This window comes from Spirillospora sp. NPDC048819 (assembly GCF_040650055.1).
In the GTDB taxonomy this organism is placed as follows: Bacteria; Actinomycetota; Actinomycetes; order Streptosporangiales; family Streptosporangiaceae; genus Spirillospora.
This window is the reverse complement of record NZ_JBEZGN010000009.1, coordinates 141773-159256: the sequence shown is the minus strand read 5'-3', so window position 1 is coordinate 159256 and position 17484 is coordinate 141773. Positions and strand designations below refer to the sequence as shown.

At 72.2% G+C, this 17484-nt stretch carries 12 protein-coding genes; 4 read left to right on the top strand and 8 right to left on the bottom strand.

Going from position 1 to position 17484, the window contains the following annotated elements; translation table 11 throughout:
• Positions 1 to 112 precede the first annotated feature (112 nt).
• Entirely contained in the window at positions 113 to 577 is a 465-nt protein-coding gene (locus tag AB0C35_RS15565) for a hypothetical protein (RefSeq protein ID WP_358455479.1), read from the top strand.
• A gap of 99 nt (positions 578 to 676) precedes the next feature.
• Here AB0C35_RS15565 and AB0C35_RS15560 read toward each other — a convergent pair whose 3' ends face one another.
• A complete protein-coding gene (locus AB0C35_RS15560) occupies positions 677 to 2119 on the bottom strand; it encodes a DUF1266 domain-containing protein (RefSeq protein ID WP_358455477.1) in 1443 nt (480 codons plus the stop codon).
• 92 nt (positions 2120 to 2211) lie between these two features.
• A complete protein-coding gene (locus tag AB0C35_RS15555) occupies positions 2212 to 3153 on the bottom strand; it encodes a DUF6177 family protein (RefSeq protein ID WP_358455474.1) in 942 nt (313 codons plus the stop codon).
• Between the two features lie 110 nt (positions 3154 to 3263).
• Here AB0C35_RS15555 and AB0C35_RS15550 point away from each other — a divergent pair, with 110 nt between their 5' ends.
• Both AB0C35_RS15550 and AB0C35_RS15545 read left to right on the top strand, forming a co-directional pair.
• The gene (locus AB0C35_RS15550) at positions 3264 to 4700 is read left to right on the top strand and encodes an LCP family protein (RefSeq protein ID WP_358455471.1); all 1437 of its coding nucleotides are present in this window, start codon (positions 3264 to 3266) and stop codon (positions 4698 to 4700) included.
• Positions 4701 to 4892: 192 nt separating this feature from the next.
• Entirely contained in the window at positions 4893 to 5864 is a 972-nt protein-coding gene (locus AB0C35_RS15545) for a glycosyltransferase (RefSeq protein WP_358455468.1), read from the top strand.
• A 24-nt stretch (positions 5865 to 5888) separates the two neighbouring features.
• On the opposite strand, the gene AB0C35_RS15540 is transcribed toward AB0C35_RS15545, so the two are convergent.
• Complete coding sequence (locus tag AB0C35_RS15540) at positions 5889 to 9128, bottom strand: hypothetical protein (RefSeq protein ID WP_358455465.1); 3240 nt, start codon at positions 9126 to 9128, stop codon at positions 5889 to 5891.
• A gap of 90 nt (positions 9129 to 9218) precedes the next feature.
• The gene (locus AB0C35_RS15535; RefSeq protein ID WP_358455462.1) at positions 9219 to 10715 is read right to left on the bottom strand and encodes a sulfatase; all 1497 of its coding nucleotides are present in this window, start codon (positions 10713 to 10715) and stop codon (positions 9219 to 9221) included.
• Between the two features lie 117 nt (positions 10716 to 10832).
• Here AB0C35_RS15535 and AB0C35_RS15530 point away from each other — a divergent pair, with 117 nt between their 5' ends.
• The gene (locus AB0C35_RS15530; RefSeq protein ID WP_358455459.1) at positions 10833 to 12305 is read left to right on the top strand and encodes a family 43 glycosylhydrolase; all 1473 of its coding nucleotides are present in this window, start codon (positions 10833 to 10835) and stop codon (positions 12303 to 12305) included.
• On the opposite strand, the gene AB0C35_RS15525 is transcribed toward AB0C35_RS15530, so the two are convergent.
• From AB0C35_RS15525 to AB0C35_RS15510, 4 genes are read right to left on the bottom strand one after another with little or no spacing between them, the layout of a single operon-like run.
• On the bottom strand, positions 12287 to 13882 hold the full coding sequence (locus tag AB0C35_RS15525; RefSeq protein ID WP_358455456.1) for a glycosyltransferase family 39 protein: 1596 nt from the start codon (positions 13880 to 13882) through the stop codon (positions 12287 to 12289). The genes AB0C35_RS15530 and AB0C35_RS15525 overlap by 19 nt on opposite strands.
• Complete coding sequence (locus AB0C35_RS15520) at positions 13879 to 14835, bottom strand: glycosyltransferase (protein ID WP_358455453.1); 957 nt, start codon at positions 14833 to 14835, stop codon at positions 13879 to 13881. The genes AB0C35_RS15525 and AB0C35_RS15520 overlap by 4 nt, the downstream gene beginning before the upstream one ends.
• Positions 14832 to 16037 (bottom strand): hypothetical protein, encoded by a 1206-nt coding sequence (locus tag AB0C35_RS15515; protein WP_358455450.1) that lies wholly within the window; start codon positions 16035 to 16037, stop codon positions 14832 to 14834. Before AB0C35_RS15515 ends, AB0C35_RS15520 begins: the two co-directional genes overlap by 4 nt.
• Positions 16034 to 17347, bottom strand: a complete 1314-nt coding sequence (locus AB0C35_RS15510) for a hypothetical protein (protein WP_358455447.1) — start codon at positions 17345 to 17347, stop codon at positions 16034 to 16036. The genes AB0C35_RS15515 and AB0C35_RS15510 overlap by 4 nt, the downstream gene beginning before the upstream one ends.
• Positions 17348 to 17484 lie beyond the last annotated feature (137 nt).

The following is a 17484-nucleotide window of genomic DNA, read 5'->3' as shown; positions in this document are numbered from 1 at the left end:
ATGTCTCATAGGGTTGCGATGGAGAGGGGAGGCACGTGTCCGACACAAGCCGGCGACCGGTCGCCGCGCACGGCGACGGCCCGCTCAGTCCGCCCGATGCTGGGGTGACCCGATGAGCAGTGACCTGGTGGCGCTGGTGCGCCGCCGTCCTGATGTGCACGCCGTGGCCGACGGCATGATCGCCATGGGCGAGCCGCTGGAGCTGCGCGGCGGGGAACCCGAGCCGACCCTGATGTACGACGCCGAGGGCCGGCTGCTCGTCTCGATCGAGGACGCGGTGCAGGTGTCGGCGCAGAGCGAGATCCGGCGGCTGCTCGGCGCCGAGTTCGCCGACCGGGTCACCGCGCCGGTGTGGTGGGTGGACATCCGCGCCGTCGCCGACCTGCCCGACGCGATGCGGGTGGCCCGCAGGTTCGCCGACTCGCTCGTGCACTGGGCTGGCGGCATCGTCTACCCGGACGGCGCGAGCGAGGCGCCGGCGCGCAGTTGGAGGGCGTCCGACCAGGGCGGCGGCCCGGCCGCCGGGGCCCCGGGACAGGACGGCGCCGCATACCACGGCGGCGTCATCGGAGGCTGAACACCGCCGGTCACCGAACGTTCCACAGGTCACCGAACGTTCCGCCGGTCATAAGGGCGTTCCGCCGGTCACGAGAGCGTTCCGCCGGGCACGGGGCGTTCAGGCCCAGTCGCGGGTTAGGTCGAGGTCCCAGGGGACGAGGTTCCAGGGGCTGCGCGCATCGGTGGCGAGCTCCTCGATGAGCCGCTCGTACTCGGCCTGCGCCTTCCCGCCGCCGCCCGACCAGAGCAGCCGGCCCTGCAGGTAGCAGGTGGCCATGTCCCGCCAGGACGAGTAGCGCCGCTGGACGTCGATCGCCAGCGGCAGCATGCGTTCCCAGCAGTACTCCTCCGTGAGCCACCCGATCATGTGGCCCCACCGGAAGAGCATCAGGGCCCGCCCGTAGTCCCAGATCAGGAGCCGTCCCACGTTGGCGCGCAGCGCCGGGTCGGCGAGGGCCTTCAGGCGGTGCAACTCCTCCGACGCGTGGTTGCGGTCGTTGAAGAGCCGGTGGAGGAACTGGGCGAGTTCGGCGCCCTCCTCGCTGACGTCCGCGCCGGGCTCGTCGCGCAGCAGCCTCGGGACGAGCCGCGCGTACGAGCCGCCCTCGTCGCCGTAGCGGACGCGCACCAGCTCGATCAGCCGCTCGACGAACGGGGGTTCGAGGATGTCGCGGGCGATGAGGTCGTCGACTTCGCGCAGCAGCGTCCCGTACTCCTCCTGCGCGTCGGGGGGCCGGGCGGCGAGGACGGCGTCCTGGGTGAAGTCGGCGCGGTGCCCGTCCTGGACGAGCCAGTTGACGGCGCCGAGGAGCTGTTCGAGGTCGTAGGCGCCCCAGGGATCCTGGAGCAGTTCTTGCGCGGTGCGGCGGTCGGCCGCCGCGGCGGAGTCGCCGGGGGCGGTGCCGAGGCGGTCCAGCCGGAACCCGTTGATCGCGCCGTAGGGGGCGCCGGCCGCGATGATCCAGTGCTGGACGGGGGTGAGGTCGCTGCCGCGTGAGAGGGCGCCGGCCGGGTCGGGCGCGGAGATCAGCTCCCACAGCCGCCGCCGGAACTCCTCGGCCTGCCGCTCCTCGTTGCCGAAGAACCCGGCGAGCTGTTTGCGCAGGGACGGATGCCGGACGTAGAGCCGCCGGAAGAACCGCCCGTTCTTCCACACCAGGTGCTCGGGACGCAGTTCGCCGAAGGGGACGCGTGTCCGCCGGTGCACCATCGCCCGCTCGGCGAACCGCAGTTCCAGCGCCGGGGGCGGATAGATCGCCCAGAGGTCGAACAGCGGGGTGTAGCGCAGCAGCAGGACGAGGCCGAGCACGCAGCCGAGCAGGCCGGCGCCGGGTGCCAGCGCCCACCGCGCCTCGTCCTGCAGCCCGGAGAGGGACAGCACGGCCCCGGCGAGCAGCAGCGCGACGCCGCCGATGCCGAGGGAGAGGAACCAGGTGGTCGTCAGGATGAGGGACCCCTCGATGCGGAGTACCGCCCTGTCGCCGTCGAACTCGAACGACCCTTCGGCGAGTGTCCCCTCGACGGCCCGCTCAAGCGCGTCGAGCTGACCGGCCTGTCCCATGGGCAGGACCGTACATCATCCCTTACGGGTAGATCATCGGCTCTCTGTGCAGTTTGTCGCGGCGGGGTGCGGGGGTGGGCGGCGCGGGCCGCTCAGCCGGACTGGAGGTGCTGCATGAGGTGGCTGTGCCGCTGCCACCCGTCGGGGGAGCGCCCGTCCCCGAGCGGGAAGAACGTCAGCGGGGCGCGCGGGGGCCCGACCTGCTGGCCGGGGATGCCGTTCGGCCCGGAGACCGTTCCCGCGACGGCCAGCGCGACCGGTGCGGGCGCGCCGGTCCAGCGGGGCTCGGTGGTGAGGTCGGCGCGGCCGGGGGTGAGCTGGACGAACAGCGACGCGACGGTCTGCTCGGCGGCCAGCGCGCCGACGAGGGTCGGCAGGTGCTGGAGGGGCGGCGGGTCTTCGGGCATGTAGCCGATGGTGACGGTGCTGACCTCGGCGACGGCGCCGCCTTCGCTGGAGGTGAAGTCGCAGATCGCCTGGGCGGGGCGGGGCCCGTCGCCGCCGACGAGGAGCCGCGCGGTGGCGCGTCCCCGCGCGTACTCGGTGAACCGGTCGCTGCGCCAGGGGTGCTCCAGCGGCTCGGCGGGGCCGAGCGCGCCGGGCGGTTTGCCGGTGAGCAGCTGCAGGAGGCGCTCGACGGGCCCGCCGAGGTCGCCTTCGGAGCCGTGCCTGGTGCGGTAGACGAGGGTGAGCTGCGAGCCGATCGGGGCGGTGGGACGGGTGGTGAATCCGGGCGCGTAGTCGCGGGCCTCGGGGACGGGCACGAACGTCGTGCCGGTCCACTTCAGCGGCCGTCCGGTCAGGCCCTCGTAGTAGGCGTCGCCGTTGCGGACGACCCATTGCACGTCGTTGCCCGACGCGGCGGTGCGCAGGGGGAGCGAGAGCCGGGAGCCCAGGGGGGTGATCAGCTGCAGGGTGCGGCCGCTCGCGGTGCAGTCGCCGAGGGCCTTGTTCAGCCAGGCGCTCAGCGGCACCAGGGGGCGGTCCTGCAGAACGACCATGGCCTGGTCGGTCAGCGCGTCTACTGTGCTCATCTTCACCGGAGTCTAGTGCCAGGGGCGGCCGGAGACGGACGCGCCCGGTGGGAGGTCGACTTTCCCGTGACGAGGGTGACCTGTGTCCAATCTGTGCTGAAATGTTACGGATGCAGCGAGCCGCCGCGCCGTCTCCCGTGTACTACGCGGACGCCCCGCCGCCACCGGAACCGCCGGTGCGGGGGCGTCTGTGGCGCGTGCTCGGCGGGCTGTCGATCGTCATGTCGGTGGTGCTGGTGGCCGGAAGCCTCACCGCGTACGGGTTCTGGCGCCGCCTGGACGGCCAGATCGACCGCGAGAACGTCGACGGCCGGCTCGGCGACGACCGTCCGGAGAAACTCAACAACTCGCTGAACATCCTGCTGATGGGCTCCGACAGCCGGCAGGGGGAGAACGCCCGCTACGGCGTCGAGGCGGGCCAGCGCTCCGACACCACGATCCTGCTGCACATCTCGCCCGGCGGCGAGAGCGCCATCGGCATCAGCTTCCCGCGCGACTCGATGGTGCAGATGCCGCCCTGCGAGAAGAAGGACGGCAGCACCGTCCCCGCGCAGTTCGGCATGATCAACGCGGCGTTCTCCAACGGCGGCCCCGCCTGCACCTGGCGGACGATCGAGTCCCTCACCAAGATCCACATCGACCACTACGTCGAGGTGGACTTCGCCGGCTTCAAACGCGTCGTGGACGCGCTCGGCGGCGTGGAGATCTGCGTCCCCCGCCGCATCGACGACCCGAAGGCCGAACTGCACCTCAGGGCGGGCCGCCAGGTCGTCCGCGGCGAGCAGGCCCTCGGCTACGTCCGCACCCGCTACGTGCTCGGCGACGGCTCCGACCTCGACCGGATCAAACGGCAGCAGGCGTTCATGGCGTCGGTGGTCAAGAAGGCCACCGACAAGGGCATGCTCACCGACCCGGGACGCACCTACGACTTCCTCTCCGCCGCCGCGAGCTCGATCAAGGCGGACGACGACCTCACCCTCTCGGTGATGCAGAAGCTCGCGGGCAGCCTGCGCGGGATGAGCGCGGGGAAGGTCCGGTTCGTCACCGTCCCCGTGCAGGCGTACCCGCAGGACAGGAACCGCGTCCAGTTCGACCGGGCGCGGGCCGAGCCGCTGTTCCGGGCCGTCCGGGAGGACAACAAGCTCCCCGAGCCCGCCCCCGCGCCGGTGGCGGCGCAGAACAAGGTCAAGCCCGTCCCGCCCGCCCAGGTCAGGGTCGCCGTCTACAACGCCGCCGGGGTCTCGGGCCTCGCGCAGCGGACCGCGGACCAGCTCACCGAGCGCGGCTTCCAGGTCGTCAAGGTCGGCACCAGCAAGAAGCAGTACGCCCGCACCCGGATCCTGTACGGCGCGGGCGCCGAACGCCAGGCCGCCCGCATGGCGATCGCCGTGCCCGGCCACAAGCCGCGCCCCTGGTCGTCCGCCAAGCCCGGCTACGTCTACCTCGTCATCGGCGCCGACGGCGCCGACCTGCGCGGCGTGAACGCGGCCGTCCCCAAGGTCGCCGGCGAAATCCGCGCCGACCGCGACGCCTGCGCCGAGACCTGACCCGCCTGTGCCGGGGGTGACGTGGCCACACCCGGCACCGCCGATCGGTATCGTGTCGGCGGGTAACCCAGCAACCGTCTCAAAGCGTCACATGTAAGACAGCACACTCGATTTCCCCCGACCCCCTGCCCCCAGGAGCCGCCCCCGCACAGGGCTCTACCGGGCGACCACGCTCCCCCCCGGAACGGACGCATGAAGCCCGAAGCCTTCACCTTGTTGATGACCGTCTACGGCGGTGATCGAGCGGAGCACACACGGGGCGCCTTCCGCAGCGCGGTGCACGAGCAGACGCTCCGGCCCGACCAGGTGGTCCTGGTCCAGGACGGCCCTGTCCCACCCGAGCTGGCGGCCTGCCTGCGGGACCTGGTGGCGAGCAGCCCGGTCGAGGTGTCGTTCGTCCACCTGGAGCGCAACCGCGGTCTCGGCCCCGCCCTGGACGCCGGCCTCAAGGCGGCCCGCCACGACATCGTCGCCCGGATGGACGCCGACGACGTCGCCATGCCCCACCGCTTCCAGACCCAGGTGCCGCTGGTCCGCGCCGGCGCCGACCTCGTCGGCGCCGGTTTGCTGGAGTTCACCACCGACATCTCCGACATCGTCGGGCAGCGCATCCCGCCGAGCGACCCCGACGACATCTCCCGCTACGCACGCCTGCACGACCCGTTCAACCATCCCACGGTCGTCTACCGGCGCAGTGCCGTCGTCGCCGTCGGCGGCTACGGGGACCTGCCGCTGATGGAGGACTACTGGCTGTTCGCGCGCTTGATCGCGAACGGCGCGCGGGTGGTGAACGTCGCCGAGCCGCTCGTCTACTACCGGGTCGGCGACGGCGCCTACGAGCGGCGCGGGGGCCGCGACCTGCTGCGCTCGGAACTGCGGCTCCAGCGCGAGATGCTCGGCGAGGGTTTCATCACACGGCCCCAGTATGTGCGCAACGTCGTCGTGCGCGGCGGCTACCGCCTCGTCCCGACCATCGTCCGGCGGCCCTTCTACCGGATGGTCGTGGCCCCGTACGGGGCCCGCCGCAACCGCTCCCGCGACCGCGCCGACATCCCCGTGCCACCGAAGGGCCAGTACGTTGCCCGCCACGCCAAGACCGAACAGGCGCCCGCGTCGATGGCGCCGCTGTCCGCCCCGCCCTCGGAACCGCCCGTCCCCTCGTAGACGCGCCTGAGCCGGCCGGCTGCTCTAGCGGCTCCACAGGACGGGCTGGTCACCGTTGGCGTCGGCGCTGCGACCCACGCCGAGCAGCGTGTCGTTGAAGGCGGCGAGACCGGTGATCCTCTGGTCGCCGACGCCGCCGAGGCCGGTGCCGCCGGGCGTCGCGGCATTCCAGGACGAGCCGTCCGAGGACGTCCACGACACGACGTCGGTGGCGCCCGCGCTCCCGGTCGTGCCGGTGGCGGCGAAGCCGTCCGGCGTCGCGGCCAGCGCGGTGACGATGACTCCGGTGCCTTCGCCCGGAGGCTTCAGGGGGCTCCACGACTTGCCGGCGTCCGCGGAGACGTAGCCCAGCGGGGCCAGGCCTTGGGGGGTCGCCGCGATACCCATGGCGACCAGCGTGTTCCCGCGGGCGGCGACGTGGGTGAGGTGGGCCTCGGTCATCCCTGCGGGCAGTTGGAGCTGCTGGAGCGTCCACTGTTTGCCGTCGGAGGACATCCAGACCGAGGGGTGGTTGCCCTGGGCGTCGTGGCTGCCGCCGACGGCGGCGTAACCGAACGAGCCGGCGGCGACGTCCAGCATCCAGCGGGGGGTGTCCTTCTGGCCCTTCATCATCTTCGGATCGGATCCGGTGCCGCGCTCCCAGTTCTTCAGGTCCGCGGAGAACCAGGTGGCCACCGAGTAACCCTCGGTGCCGACGATCACGTATCCGGCGTCCCCTGCCCCGGCGGCATGGGTGACGGGCACCCCCTCCTTGGAGGCGGCGAACGCGGAGTGGGAATCGGCCGTCTGCCAGGTCGCACCGTCCTTCGAGGTGACGACGAGCGGGCCGCGCGGCGCCGCCTGGTCGTAGCCCACCGCCAGCCAGCCCGACGCGCCCCCGGCGACATCGGTCAGCTGCTGCGGTCCCGGCCGGGTGAACGCGGCCCCGAGGCCCTGGGCGGACGTCCATGTGCCGCCGTCCTGAGACGACCAGATCGCGGCGTCGCCCCTCGCGCTGCCCACGGCGACGGCGAGGCTGCCGGCCGCGCCGACCGAGGTGACCGCATGGTCGGGACGGATGGCACCGGAGACCTTCGACAGGTCGACCGGGATCGCGGTGCCCGCCGCGTCCCAGACGCTGAGCATCGGGTCCCCGTCGCCACCGCCCGGCTGCCGGCCGACGACGACCGCCTGGCCGCCGGCCAGCGCCGCACCCTTGACCTCGAGGCCCGACTTCATCTGGACGGTGCCCGCGTCCTTCCACGACGCGCCGCCGTTCGTGCTGCGCGACAGCACCACGTCCTTGTCCCGGACGACGACGGCCGCGTAGCCCTGGCCGTCGCCGATGATCCGGCTGGTGTGCTTGTATCCGCCCGTCTTCAGCGCGCCTGCCTTGGTCCACGATGCGCCGTCCTTGGACGTGTACGCCTGACCGTAGAACTTGCCGGACGCCTTCATCTCCCGCACGGCCAGGAACCCGGCCTCGCCGCCGCCGATCATCAGGCCGCGGCTGCCCTTGGGCACCGGCACGTTCGATGCCGCCCACGTCCGGCCGCCGTCGTCGGAGCGCCAGACCCTGCGGTAGGGGTTCTTCTTCTCGTCGTCGGGCGTGACGAGCCCCTCCAAGAGGATCGCGTTGCCGCTGGCCGCTGCTTCGACCAATGAGAACCCGCCGCCTTGGACCTGCAGGCCCATCTGGTCCCCGACCCGGGGCTCCCATCGCTGCCCGTCGGCGGACAGCCAGACGGCCGGCACGGAGTCGCTGAAGTCGCCCTTCTTGGAGTTCTCGCCGATGGCCAGGTATCCGCTGCCGGTGGCCACGATCCGCTGCACGCGGTTGTTCGCCCCGAACACGTCGCCGACGGCGTCGGGCTGCCTGCGCCATTCCTGCCCGTCGTCGCTCAGCCAGACGGCGCCCCCGCCTCCCGCCCGGGACCCGATGGCGACCCAGCCGCGCGATGAGCCGCCGACCGCCTCGGGGATCCCGCCGGGCGGTGCGATGCCGCCGTCGGTGCCCTGCTGCGGGACGGATGTGAACGTGCGGCCGCCGTCACCGGAGACCAGGAAGAGGCCGCGGGAGTTCTGCGGGTCGGTCTCGCCGCCGACCGCGACCACCGTGGAGCCGACCGCCGCGACGCCGGTGATCTCCTGATCGCGGCCGTCGGTGCGGGCCGTGCCGTCCACCGGGAAGATCGAGCCGGCCAGCCGCGCGCCCGGCTTCTCGCCGCCGCCGCCGCCGTCGTCGAGCAGACCGGGCACGAAGATCACGCCCGCGGCCACCAGCGCCACGACGGCCAGGCCGGCCACGCCGATGATGAGCGGCTTCTTGATGCTCTTGCGGGGACCCCTCGGGCCCTGGCTCTGCGGGCCCGTCCGCCAAGGCTCGTCGATCAGAGGCGGCGGCGCCGGGCTGACGGCGCCCGGCCCCGGCTGGGGTGCGCCCGGCACCTGCTGGGCCCACGGGAACGGCTCTGCCGCCGGTGGATTGCTCGGGGCGCCCGGCATCTGCTGCGCGTAGGGGAACGGCTCCTGGGCCGGGGCGGCCGGGCCCCCGGGGATCTGCTGCGCGTAGGGGAACGGTTCGTGTGCGGGAGGGCTCTGCGCCGGTGGGGCGGAGGCAGGCGGGTTCGAGGAGGCCGGCATCTCCTGCGTGTAGACGGGCGGCGGCTGGGGCGGCATGGACGGCGGCGGGGCGAGGTGCTCCGCGCGGGTGGCGTCCGGGATCTCCTGCCCATACGGGAACGGGGGCGGTGCCGGGGCCTGCGCCTGCGCCTGCGTCGCGTCTGGCATCTCCTGCATGTACGGGAACGGTGGCGGCGCGGGGATGTCGGTGGACGTGGGCATGGGGGGAGGTGGAGGAGCCGGCTGCCCGGTTTCCCGCTGGGGTTCCCCTGCCGCGTCCCGCTGGGAACCGTGCGTGCTCGCCGTGCCCGTACGGCCCGGTATGACCACGGTGTGCGTCGACTCGTCGAAATTCAGGTCGGAGACCGTGCGGTCGCTGATGGTCCGGTCGACCATCTCGCTCTCGGCGTCTCCCTCGGAAGCGTCCGGCTCCGGAGTCTCGTTCTCGGGAGCGCCGGCGTCCGAGGCGCCGCCCTCCGGTGCGCCGGTGTCCGAGACCGCGCCCTCCGGTCCGTCCTGGCCGGGGTCGTCGCCGGGAAGCAGCGGGGGCGCCGGGGACCCCTGTTCGTCCAGCCACTGCGGCGGTGGCGGTGCCTGCGTCGGCTGCCCGGGTTCGGGACGTTCCACCTCGTGGTCGTCATCCGGCTTTCCGGTTGCAGTCACACCCGCTCTCCCAGCATCAGCTCATGTGCACGTGTCGCCGCGTATTCGCGTCAATCAGCGATGATAGCGGCGCATAAGGGACTGAACTCCTCAGCGGCTCCGGCCCGCGGTGGCGCAGTTCGCACCCGAGCAGTGGGTCAGTGCGTACAGCAGGTCCGAGAGGTGCCGCCGCCGCTGTTCCGGCAGTGCGCCGGCGATGTTGTTGAGTTCATGGGGGTCGCGGGTCCGGTCGTAGTACTCGCGTTCCCCGTCGGCGTACTCCACGTACAGCAGTTCGTCGGTGCGCAGCGCGTTGTAGGTCGTCGGGGCGCCGGGACCGGAGTCCTGCCGGTCGGGGTCCTGGGGTGACGGGGGCGGCTTGACGTGCTCGATCAATGCCGACTGCCGCCAGTCCGGCGGGGTGGTGCCGCGCAAGAACGGCACGAGGGACCGGCCGTCGGTCGCGGGCGGCGGCCGCACGCCGGCGAGCTCCAGGAACGTCGGCGCCAGGTCGGTGTTCTGCGCCGGCTTCTCGACACGATGACCAGGAGGGACGTTCGGGCCCGTGACGATGAACGGGACCCTGATGTCGCTGTCGTAAGGGGTCATCTTGCCCCCGGCCAGGCGGTGCTCCCCCATGTGGAAGCCGTTGTCCGAGCCGAAGATCACGTAGGTGTCGCGGTCGCGGTCGAGTTCCTTCAGGATTGTCCGGATCCGGCCGACCATTTCGTCCACCGCCTGGACCATGCGGACCCGGTCGCGGAACCCCGCGTCGATACGGCTGACGGCGGGCGCGCGCAGCTTCGGGCGCGACCGCAGCCACGACGGCTTGTCACGGAGGTCCGCCTCGTTGAACGACGCGGGCCGTGGCGCCTTGAGATCGCCGAACAGGCCGGCGTGCCTCGGCGCGGAAACGAACGGCCCGTGCGGCGCGAACGTCGAGATTTCGATGAAGAACGGCTGCGACTTCCCGGAGGCCCGCTTGATGAAGTCGACGCCCTTGGCCGCCAGGACGTCGGTCAGGTAGTCCTGCGGCTTCTGCCCGTAGTGGACGAGGTTGCCGTTCTCGTTCAGCTTGTAGTTGTACTCGCCGTAGCCGTTGCCGGCGACGTACCACTCGGTCCAGCCCGGCGGGATGTACGGCGTCGTCCCGCCCTGGGTGTCGTTCGGGTGGTAGCCGTTCATGTACTTGCCGAGCAGCGCGGTGCGGTACCCGGCCTTCTCCAGGAACGGCGCGAACGACGCCTGCTCATTGCCCTTCGCCTTGAAGACCTGGAAGCCGCCGTCGGGCGGGAAGTTGGTGCGGACGCCCGTGCTGTGCGGGTACTTGCCGGTGAAGATCGTGGCGCGGGACGTACAGCACAGCGAGTCCGCCACGAGGAAGTTCCGGAACGTGAGCCCTTCCTTCTGCATCCGGAGCACCTGCGGCATGTGCGCGACGAGGTTCCAGGAGAGATCGTCGGTGAGGATGAACACGACGTTCGGTTTCTTCGGGGCCTTGGTCTCCTCAGAGCCGCCGGAAGGCTTTCCCGACTGGATGAAGCAGCCGCTCACTCCGAGCGCGGCGACCAGGCAGAGAACGGCCGCGAGCCGCCGGTGTCGGATCAACGTCCGCCTCTCCCTCGTGATGCCGGTCCCGGCAAAGGGTAACCACCCACTGGGCGTTTCGCGTATGAGGGGATGGTTGGCTGTTCGGTGACGGTTGTCGGGATGATGCGGGGTGCGATGAGGAGGACGGGCGGGGATCCGCGGACGGCGGCGCTGGCGCCGGTGGTCGCGGGGGCTGCGATCAGCGCCCTGGTGGCGCTGGTCGTCGGGCTCGCCGTCTCCTGCGGGCCGTCCCCGGGCGGGGAGAACGCGGCGGCCGCGCAGAAGTCCGCCGAGGCGGCCGGGCCGGCGATGCCGAGTCCCGCTGGCGCCCCGGTGCCGATCGATCCGCCGGAATACTCGCCCGTCGAGCCGGTGATCGGCGAGTCGTTCGCCGACCCCACCGTGATCAAGGTGGCGGGGACGTACTTTGCGTACGGCACGAACAGCGCGGATGCCACGATGCCGGTCGCGACGGCCCCGTCGCCGACCGGGCCGTGGCGGCGGTCGCCGGGCGACGGCCTCGCGCACCTCCCGGCGTGGGCCACCGAGGGGTGGACGTGGGCGCCCGAGGTCGTCCCGCCGCGCGCCGGGTCACGTTCGTACGTGCTGTACTTCTCCGCCCGCCGCAAGGACAGCGAACACCAGTGCATCGGCGCCGCCACGTCGACGTCGCCTGCGGGCCCGTTCGTCCCCCTGGAGGGCGATCCGCTGGTGTGCCCGCTGGACCGCGGCGGCGCCATCGACCCGGCGTCCTACATCGAGACCGACGGTACCCGCTACCTGCTCTACAAGACCGACGACCGGAAGACGGCGGCCATCCACCTGGTCAGGCTCAACCCGGACGGGCTGAGCCTGGCAGGTGCGCCCAAGCAGATCATGGGGCGCGGCGCGGGCGAGCCCGTCCTGGTCGAGGCGCCCGACCTGGTCCGGCGAGGCGGCAGATACGTGCTGCTGTATTCGGCCGGGTGGTACTTCAAGCCGAACTACCAGACCCGCTACGCGGTGGCGTCGTCGATCGGCGGACCGTACGAGAAGGCCGCCGGGCCGCTTCAGTCCACCGGCGGGTACGCGAAGAAGATCGAGGGGCCGGGCAGCGCGGACGTCCTCACCGACGAAAGCGGCGACTATCTGGTCTTCCACGGCATCCTCGACTACCACGGCGGTTCGAAGGTGACCCGGGGGATGTACGTCGCCCGCCTCGGGTGGGACGGGGCACGACCCGCCGTCCGGGGTGTCCCGGTCAGGTACGAGGCGGAAAGGGCACGTCTGAACGGCTGTGTCTCCGCGCTGGGGCGTGAGCACGCGTCCGGCGGCACCGCGATCGGACCGTTCAGCCGCAGCAACTGCCGGGTCGACGTGCCCGTGTTCGCGCCCGCCCCAGGCCGGTACTCGATGAGCGCACGGTACGCCAACCGCTCCGGTGGTGATTCCGATCTGGAACTGTCGGTGAACGGCCGCGCCGCGACGTCGTTGCGGCTGCCCGCCACGGACGGGGCCGACTGGGGGATCGTCGCGGCGAGTGTGGAACTGTCCGGGGGCTGGAACACCATCAGCCTGCGGAGGCTTGGCGGCGGCCAGGGACAGATCGACTACTTCGAACTCCGGTAGGGACCGGTTCGCTCGAACAGGACGAGCCAACCGCCCATGTAATTCCAGGTGCCGACCCGCCGCCAGGGCCCGGCGGCCTGCACGGCCCGCTCTCGCCGTTCGATGACCGGGCCGTGCGGTTCAAGGGACCGGTGATTCATCACCCACACCCGGTTCGTGTGCGCGAGCCGCGGCGCCAGATTGCGGGGGAACACGTCGCGACCGCCGAGATTGGCGGCGGTCACCGGATCCACGCGCATGTCGACGTCGCGGAGGCGCCCGAAGACGTCCGGGTAGGTGGCGGCACTCCACCGTACGATGCCCGCGAGGTACACGATGGCGTCTCCCGGCCGGGCGTGGGCGCTGACGACGTCAGCCGCCTTGCGCATGTCCTCCGGCCGGCTCTCCTGCTTCCGGAAATAGACGTGGTCCTGGAGGGACGGGGCGACCAGTGCGACCACGGCCACCGCCATGACCGCGGCCTGGTCGGCGCGGCGGCGCGCGGCGGCGAGCACCCGGGCCAGGCCCGCGCCGACGAGCAGCGCGATCGCGGGCAGGCAGTAGGTCGTGTACCGGAAGTAGAAGACCGGGTCGCTCACGAGCGAGACCGCGACGAGCAGCGCGGTCGGCACGACCAGCCACGGCAGCGCGACGGCGGGCAGGGAGGGCGAGACGCCCGGGCGCGAGCCGGCGGTCCGGGTGCGGTGAGCCCGGATCCCCGCCGCCACCCCGATCACTGCCAGAGTCACCACGGGCGCGACGAGCGGACGGCCTCCGGCGAAGAACTGCAACTGCGTCCACGCGACCTCCCAGGACGGCTCGGGGAGCCACCGCACCTGGTCCTTCTGGTCGCGTGCGATGAGCGCGAACGGCACCAGCGGCGCAATCGCCACCCCGGCGGACAGCAGCCAGCACACCAGCCGCCGGGCCCCGGGTCGCGTCAGCAGCAGCGTGACGCCGTGCGCCGCCACCAGCAGGGAGCCGTGCAGGTGGAGGAACCCCAGCAGCATGATCGCGGGGACGTAGCCAGCGAACCATCGCCACGGGCGTCGCTCATCCCCGTCCACCGCTCGCAGGAACAGATACGTCGCCAGCACCGCGACGGCCGCGGTCATCGCGTAGGAGCGCCCCTCGTGCGCCCATCTGGTGGTCTGGAGGCCCACCGCCCACGCGAGCCCCGCCAGCAGGCCGGCGGACGTCCCGAGCCTGCTCCGGACGATGACCGTGATGCCCGCGGCGGCGGCGGTCATCGCGAGCGCGCTCGGCAGCCGCAGCGCGATCTCACCCGTCCCGAACACCGTGACCCACGGCTTCATGAGCACGTAGTAGAGGGCGTGAACGAGGTCCATATTGTGAAAGACGCGCAGCATGTCCCCGTACGATCGTGTCGTCATGCTGATCGTGGCGGCTTCGTCGAGCCAGAGAGACGGGGTTCCGATGCCGATGACCGTGATGGCGAGTGTCAGCGCGGCGGGGAACAACGGCAGGGCCCACGGGCGGCCCGGGGGCCGCGGCGCGTTCTCCGTGTCCGGCGCGATCGGGGCGCTCTCGCCTTCCGGTGAGCCGATCGTGTCGGTCTCATTCGGGGTTGCCGTCATGGCCGGGGGACCTCGACTCCGATCTCGCGCAGCAGTGCCGCGGTGGGCCTGGGCCGTCCGGACAGGCCCTTGGCGATACCGCGGGCCATGGCGCGGCAGAGCACCGCCCGGTCCGAAGACGCCGCGAAGGTGCGTCCCCAGCGGCGCAGCGTGGAACCGGCGTACAGGACGCGCTCGACCGGCGTCAGCCCAGGGCTCCCGGTGAACAGCCAGATCTTGTTGCGGACCTCGTAGAAGAAGCGGTCGCCCGGGTCGGTGTCCGTCCCGCCGAACTCCCTGGTCTTGTGGACCGCGACGCTGTCGGGACACAGCAGACCGCGGCGGCCGCGCAGCATCCGGGTCGTGAACTCGAAGTCGTCGTTCCAGAGGAAGTAGTCGGCGATGGGGAGGCCGCGATCCCGCACCGCCGTCGCTTCCACCAGCAAGGACACGAAGGACGCCGAGCGGATCGGCACGCAGCCCGCCGCCCGGGCGATCCGGGACTCTGCGGCCGTCGCGCGGTGCTTCGGGCGCGGCGTGTTCATCGGGTGGTCGCGCCCGTCCGTCCACACGACCCGGCTGGCGGCGAGCGTGGGCGGCCCTTCGCCCGGCGTTGTGGCCCGCTCCCTCGCGGTCAGCAGTGCTTCGAGGGCGCCGGGCTCGGGAACGGTGTCGTCGTCCAGCAGCCAGAGAAGATCGGCGCCGCCGTCCAGGGCATGGGCCATGCCGGCGCTGAATCCCCCGGCGCCGCCCACGTTCCGGGGCAGCGTCAGCAGGTCCACTTCCGGGAAACGGCCGGTGACCATATCCGCGGTGCCGTCCGCGGAGGCGTTGTCGACGACGACGATCCTGTCCGGGGCACGCGTCTGCGCGCCGAGCGCGGTCAGCGCCTCGTCCAGGAGTTCGCGCCGGTTGTAGGTGACGACCACCGCCGCGACGCGTCCGCCGCCGCTTGCTCGCGGGCCCGTTGTCACGGGTTGCGCTTCCTCGCGGCACGCCGGGCGGCGCGCTGCAGGGCCGGTGACGGGGACGCGGCGGCCTCCAGCAGCCGCTCCAGGTTCTGCCGGACGTCGGCCATCTCGCTGTGCAGGTGGGCGAGCCCGATGCGTTCGTGCGCCAACGTCAGTTCCTCCAGCAGGTGCGCCACGACTCCGACGGACGCGGTCGCGATCAGCTCCTCGGGGACCTCCCCGGGGAGCATGAAGGGCCCCGGATCCGGGGCGGTCGTCAGCTCTCCGAGGTCGCCGGCCACGCCGAATCCGGAGGCGCGCAGGGACTCGGTCAGTTCCCGGGTCCGCTTCGCCGCCCACTCCGTATGACGCGCGGGCAGGCCCATCCGAGCACGGCCGGTCCCACCGGCCGCGTCGAGGCCATGCCCGACGAGGTACTCGCGGACCATGCGGTCGTAGTCGCCGCGCAGCGCGGGGCCGATCTTCTCGTTCAGCCGGCGGAGCAGTTCGGCCTCGACGGCCGACAGCGGCGGGCCCGCCGCGATCCCCTCGACGTCGCACACCGCGGCGTCGATGCCGGTCAGGTCGCAGAAGCGATCCCACAGCAGGTGGGGGCTCCCGTCCGGTTGCGGCAGAGTGAGGACGTGGACGCGCTCCTTCGGTACGGCCGACGCCCACACCCCCAGCACGCGCACCGGGTCGTGCAGCCCCCAGAACATCTCCCCGTACGGCTTGGGGGCGTGGACGCCGCGTGCGACAAGGTCGTCGACGAAGCGCTCGAACGTGATGGTGTGGGCGTGCCGGAGCTGCTCCTGCCAGTCAAGGATCAGCTGCCAGCCCAGGTCGCGGGTCGCGAACACCACGTGCACCTCGGCGGGCTCCAGCGCCGTCACGGCCCGCTTCACCTGCTGTTCCGTCGCTCCGCCCAGCAGCCCCTGAGAGAAGACGACCGTGGGGCCGTCCCAGTCGCGGGCACGCCGGACGACCCGGTCCCACGCGCCGTCCCAGGCCGGGTCGCGGCGGCCGCCCCAGCTCATCTCGCGCAAGTCCATGACGGCCGCGAAGTGCTCCTGCGGCCCGGCGACCGGGTGGCAGACGCCGGCGTCGCCGAGCCGCCGCCGGTTCTCCCACAGAGCCCGGTGGAGGAAGGCCGCCTCGGCGCCGGGCGCCCCGATGTGCAGGTAGACGGACTTCCCGGACCGCTCGTCGTCCATGAGCGCGCTCACCTCGTTCTCGTCTCCGCGTCGGACCGGCCCGCCCCGCGCTGGATCTTCCGGTACGCGCCGCGCAGCCGCCGCGCCGCCGGAGAGCGGTCGCTCGCGCTCTCCACCGCCCGCTGGACGAGCGGGGCGGCGTCATGCGCCAGCCGCTCCGTCGTGTCGAGCAGGTCGGCGGAGTCCCGCCGGAGCGCGCCGAGCTGGTCACGGACCGGGATCTGCGCGCCGGGCCGCGACTCGGCGCGGTCCTCCCTTTCTTGGACGCGCCGCAGCAGCGCCGCGATGGCGTCGACGCCGACGTCGGCCATCTCCATCCAGCGCGGTTCGTCCGGCGGCGGCGCGGTCGCGGTTCCCACCGCGGGGCCGGATGCGGCCATGGGCATCAGCTCGTACAGGTCGCCCACCACGTCGTAGCCGGCTGCGCGCAGCGCCTCGACGGTCTCGATGGACCGCTCGGTCGCCCAGGGGACGTGCTCCGCGGGCAGTTCGATCCTGGCGCTGAGCGGCCGCGAAGCCAGCACCTGCTGGGCCAGGAAGAGCTTGACGTCGTCGTTGTAGGCGTGCCAGCCGATCCGGTCGTCGAGCACGTTGTTCAGCCGCAGCAGGAACTGGGTCTCGGCCAGCCCGAGCGACTGGTTGGCGTACGTCTGGGACAGGTCGTAGTCGTCCGCGGCGAGGCCGGCGGCGGCGCAGAATCGACGCCACAGCAGGTCGCGGGGAGCGCCGGGCCGGGGCAGCGTGACGACATGGACCCGGTCGGGCGGCAGGTCCGCCCCCCAGCGTCCGAGCACCGCGACCGGGTCCTGCAGCCCCCAGAACAGCCGCGCCGTGTCGAACGTGCGCCAGTCCCGCCGCCGCAGGGCCGTCACGAACTCGGTGAACGAGGTGGTGAAGCGGTTCTTGACGTCCTCCTGCCAGTGCGCCGGGATCTGCCGGCCGAGATCGCGCACCGTGAAGATCACGTGAACTTCGGCGAAATCCAGGTCGTCCAGGGCCTCCCGGACGTAGGCGGGCCGGGTCGGCGCGAACAGCTCCTGCGAGATGATCACGTTCCCGGACCAGTCGCGGGCCTCGTCGACCAGTGCCCGCCATGCCCCGCGGGTCCTCGGGTCCGATCCTCCGGGGAAGAACGTCCGCCGCAGGTCGAAGGCGGCCCTGACGTGCGCGGAGAAGTCTTCCCCCGGGTAGAGGACGCCCCGCTCGCGCAGCAGGTGCCGGTTGTGCCACAGGACTTGCTGCACGAACGTCGTGCCGCTCTTCGCGGCCCCGACGTGCAAGAAAATCGCGGGGCGCGCGCTCTGCGTCGCACCGCCGGACATGGGTGTGGCCACCGCGAACCTGGGATTCCTACGCCGGTACCGATCAAACGCCCGGTATCTTAGCCGCAATCCGTAAATATGGACCGGTCGGCGTCCCACGCGGCCTGGTCTTCTGCTCCCCGCACGAGATGGATGGT

What these genes read in the sequence shown, in the direction of transcription:
- AB0C35_RS15545 (WP_358455468.1), top strand. Translation starts at nt 4,893, where the DNA reads ATGAAGCCCGAAGCCTTCACCTTGTTGATGACCGTCTACGGCGGTGAT.
- AB0C35_RS15555 (WP_358455474.1), bottom strand. Translation starts at nt 3,153, where the DNA reads ATGAGCACAGTAGACGCGCTGACCGACCAGGCCATGGTCGTTCTGCAG.
- AB0C35_RS15530 (WP_358455459.1), top strand. Translation starts at nt 10,833, where the DNA reads ATGAGGAGGACGGGCGGGGATCCGCGGACGGCGGCGCTGGCGCCGGTG.
- AB0C35_RS15560 (WP_358455477.1), bottom strand. Translation starts at nt 2,119, where the DNA reads ATGGGACAGGCCGGTCAGCTCGACGCGCTTGAGCGGGCCGTCGAGGGG.
- AB0C35_RS15510 (WP_358455447.1), bottom strand. Translation starts at nt 17,347, where the DNA reads ATGTCCGGCGGTGCGACGCAGAGCGCGCGCCCCGCGATTTTCTTGCAC.
- AB0C35_RS15525 (WP_358455456.1), bottom strand. Translation starts at nt 13,882, where the DNA reads ATGACGGCAACCCCGAATGAGACCGACACGATCGGCTCACCGGAAGGC.
- AB0C35_RS15550 (WP_358455471.1), top strand. Translation starts at nt 3,264, where the DNA reads ATGCAGCGAGCCGCCGCGCCGTCTCCCGTGTACTACGCGGACGCCCCG.
- AB0C35_RS15565 (WP_358455479.1), top strand. Translation starts at nt 113, where the DNA reads ATGAGCAGTGACCTGGTGGCGCTGGTGCGCCGCCGTCCTGATGTGCAC.